We start from the raw sequence: 2617 nt of genomic DNA on the forward strand, positions 1-2617 counted from the left end.
GAGGATGGTGCGCACCTGGCCATGGGCGGCCAGGGTCTGCCAGAAGGCCTCGCGATCCTCGAGCCCCAGTGCATCGATCCAGGCCGAACCCACCGGCAGCGGCGGATGATGCATGGCCAGCAGGGTCGGCCGCTCGTCCTCCTCGAGCCGCTCGGCCAATTCGGCCAGGCGTTCGGGGCCCAGCTCGCCCTGGGCCTGGCCGCCGAGCGTGGTGTCGAGCAGCAGAATGCGCCAGGCGCCGAGATCGAGTTCGGCGATCAGCTCGCGGGTCTCGGCCATCAGCGCCGGGTCGTCATGGTTGCCGGCCAGCCAGAACCAGGGCGCCGCCAGGCGATTCAGGGTCCGGGCCGCCAGCTGGTAGGAGGCCGCGGTCTCGTCGTTGCTGATGTCACCGGTGACCAGCACCATGTCGGGGCGCTCGCGATTGACCGCCTCCACCACCGCCTCCAGCTGACGCAGCGGGAAGCCCGCCCGGGCCCGGGCCGCCGGGTCGGCCTGCAGGTGGCAATCGCTGATCTGGACCAGTCGCATCATGGGTAGAGCTCTTCTCGTCGGGCGCCTGTCGGGGCCGCGGGTTCAGGGAAGCGAATTCAGGGCCGCGAGCTCAGGGGAGTTCGGGCAGGTCGAGGGAGTGGCCATGGGCCAGGCCGTGCTCCAGCCACTCGCCGAGGAAGCGGTTGAGCTGCAGCTTCTCGTCGGGCTGGTGCATGCGCGCGTTGGGGTAGCGGTAGCGACCGTGGAAGTGGCGCTGGCGCTGGAAGTCGGTGACCTCCGCCATGCGCACGTCGTGGTAGAGATGCACCCGCATGCAGGGCGCCTCGATCAGCGCGTCGAGCACGCCGCGCTGGGCGACCCGCAGGATGCTGGTGTAGGGCGCCCGTTCCAGCACCTCCAGACAGAGCACGCCGTGCCAGTGACCATCGCCCGCCAGCTCGATCTCGCGGCTCTCGCCCGCCTCGAGCTCGCCCAGCAGTCGCACCAGCCGCAGGTAGTTGGCACTGCACTCGCCCTGCAGGCTACGCAGGTCGGTCACGTAGGCGCTCTTCTGCACTCCATCTCTCCGCACGCTACCTCCTTGCTCGTAGTGACGCCCGCGCGTTCGCCAGCCAGTGGAAGGCGATCAGACACATGGCGTTGTCGAGTCGTCCGACCTGAAGGAGTTCCCAGGCCCTCGCAAACGGTAGCACATGTACGCGGATATCCTCGTGCTCCTCGTCGAGACCGTGCACGCCGCCGAGTCCCTGGCTGTCCACCAGGCCGCAGAAGAGGGTGACCCGCTCGTCGCAGGCCCCGGGGCTCGGATAGTAGGTATGCAGCTCGATCAGCTCGCCGACCCGGGCCCCGGCCTCCTCCCGTGACTCCCGGCGGGCCACCTCGGCGGGCGACTCGCCGCGCTCCACCAGCCCGGCCACCACCTCGAGCTTCCAGGGCGATTCGGGATCGTCCAGGGCACCGGCGCGAAACTGCTCCACCAGCACCACGGCATCGCGCTCCACGTCGTAGAGCAGCACGCCCACGGCGTCGTGGCGACGGTGCACCTCGCGCTCCATGACACCGCTCCAGCCGCCCTCGAAGAGGCGGTGGCGCAGCCTGAGCGCCTCCAGGCGGAAGAAGCCCTGGTGCAGGCAGCGCCGCTCCACCAGCTCCACGTCGGCGGCGGTGAAGGGCGCCGCCGCGGCCAGATCCGGGGCCTGTTGGGCGTCACTCATGGCGGTCTCCGCTTGGGCAAAGAGGCCATTATCGTGACCGGGGGCGCGCCTGCCAACCCGCCCCGACGCGGACTTGGCCCCGGCGTCGCCATGGCGTATGTTGCGATTCCCAGCCATTCGAGGATTCGAGCCAATGAAGGGCCGCAACATGACCCGCTGGCGCGATCCGGCCAAGGACCCGCGCCAGGAACCCAAGAGCCACCTGATCACCGCCGAGGGGGCCGAGCGGCTGCGCGGCATCCTCGACCACCTCTCCCGGGTCAAGCGCCCCGCCCTCTCCGCCAAGGTGGGCGAGGCCGCCGCCCTGGGCGACCGCTCGGAGAACGCCGACGGCGCATCTCGAAATGCTCTCCTTGGTGAGCGTCACAGGTGGCTACTGACGCCATTGAAGGCGGCAGGCACACTATGCCCGCATCGCCTGGATCAAGCCCCTGGTGCCGAGGATGTTGATGACGCGTTTCATGTTGTAGGCAAGCACGTGAAGGCTCATTTCCGTGCTGACATTCTTGAGGGTTTTGGTCAGAAAGTGCGTCGCCCCCATCCAGGCCTTCAGCGTCCCAAACGGGTGCTCGACTGTCTGGCGTCTGAGGCGCATCAGCCATGGCTGGATCAGCTATCCGCGCCCCCCGAAGGCTCAGTAAGTGGTTGTCGATAGCTGGCGCACGGCGGTTCGTGATGAATGTGGTGAGCTGTTCAAACCCTTCACCCAGTCGCTATACCTCGACCTGACAGATAACCCACAGGCACCACCACGGACAATCCACCTGGGGTATCAACTGGGGCGGCATCACCTGGTCGCGCTGCTACACAGCTTGCAGAAGGTCGGCGTTAACCATGTGATCATCAATTTGAAATACGGCCAACGCTCCGCCGCTGAGGTTCCAACTAGCTTGACAGTGGGGGGGGGG

At 67.6% G+C, this 2617-nt stretch carries 3 protein-coding genes and 3 pseudogenes; 2 read left to right on the top strand and 4 right to left on the bottom strand.

Annotated features, from left to right (window positions below; genetic code table 11):
* The 3 genes from J5F18_RS15785 to J5F18_RS15795 all read right to left on the bottom strand — a co-directional run.
* Nucleotides 1-534: metallophosphoesterase (locus J5F18_RS15785; protein WP_346299514.1), on the bottom strand; the 534-nt coding region annotated here is incomplete at its 3' end.
* Between the two features lie 70 nt (nucleotides 535-604).
* Complete coding sequence (locus J5F18_RS15790; protein ID WP_346302255.1) at nucleotides 605-1051, bottom strand: DUF1249 domain-containing protein; 447 nt, start codon at nucleotides 1049-1051, stop codon at nucleotides 605-607.
* A gap of 16 nt (nucleotides 1052-1067) precedes the next feature.
* Nucleotides 1068-1709, bottom strand: a complete 642-nt coding sequence (locus J5F18_RS15795; RefSeq protein ID WP_346299515.1) for an NUDIX domain-containing protein — start codon at nucleotides 1707-1709, stop codon at nucleotides 1068-1070.
* A gap of 133 nt (nucleotides 1710-1842) precedes the next feature.
* Between J5F18_RS15795 and J5F18_RS15800 the strand changes: the two are divergent.
* Nucleotides 1843-2040: pseudogene (locus J5F18_RS15800) on the top strand (transcription elongation factor GreB); the annotation flags it as partial.
* Between the two features lie 72 nt (nucleotides 2041-2112).
* On the opposite strand, the pseudogene J5F18_RS15805 reads toward J5F18_RS15800, so the two are convergent.
* Nucleotides 2113-2304, bottom strand: a pseudogene (locus J5F18_RS15805) (transposase); the annotation flags it as partial.
* 46 nt (nucleotides 2305-2350) lie between these two features.
* Here J5F18_RS15805 and J5F18_RS15810 point away from each other — a divergent pair.
* Nucleotides 2351-2617 (top strand): annotated as a pseudogene (locus tag J5F18_RS15810) (LLM class flavin-dependent oxidoreductase); the annotation flags it as partial.

The organism is Halomonas sp. BM-2019, from assembly GCF_017584085.1.

Bases quoted from the DNA above. Each gene is read 5' to 3' on its own strand.
- J5F18_RS15795 (WP_346299515.1), bottom strand. From the start codon at position 1,709: ATGAGTGACGCCCAACAGGCCCCGGATCTGGCCGCGGCGGCGCCCTTC.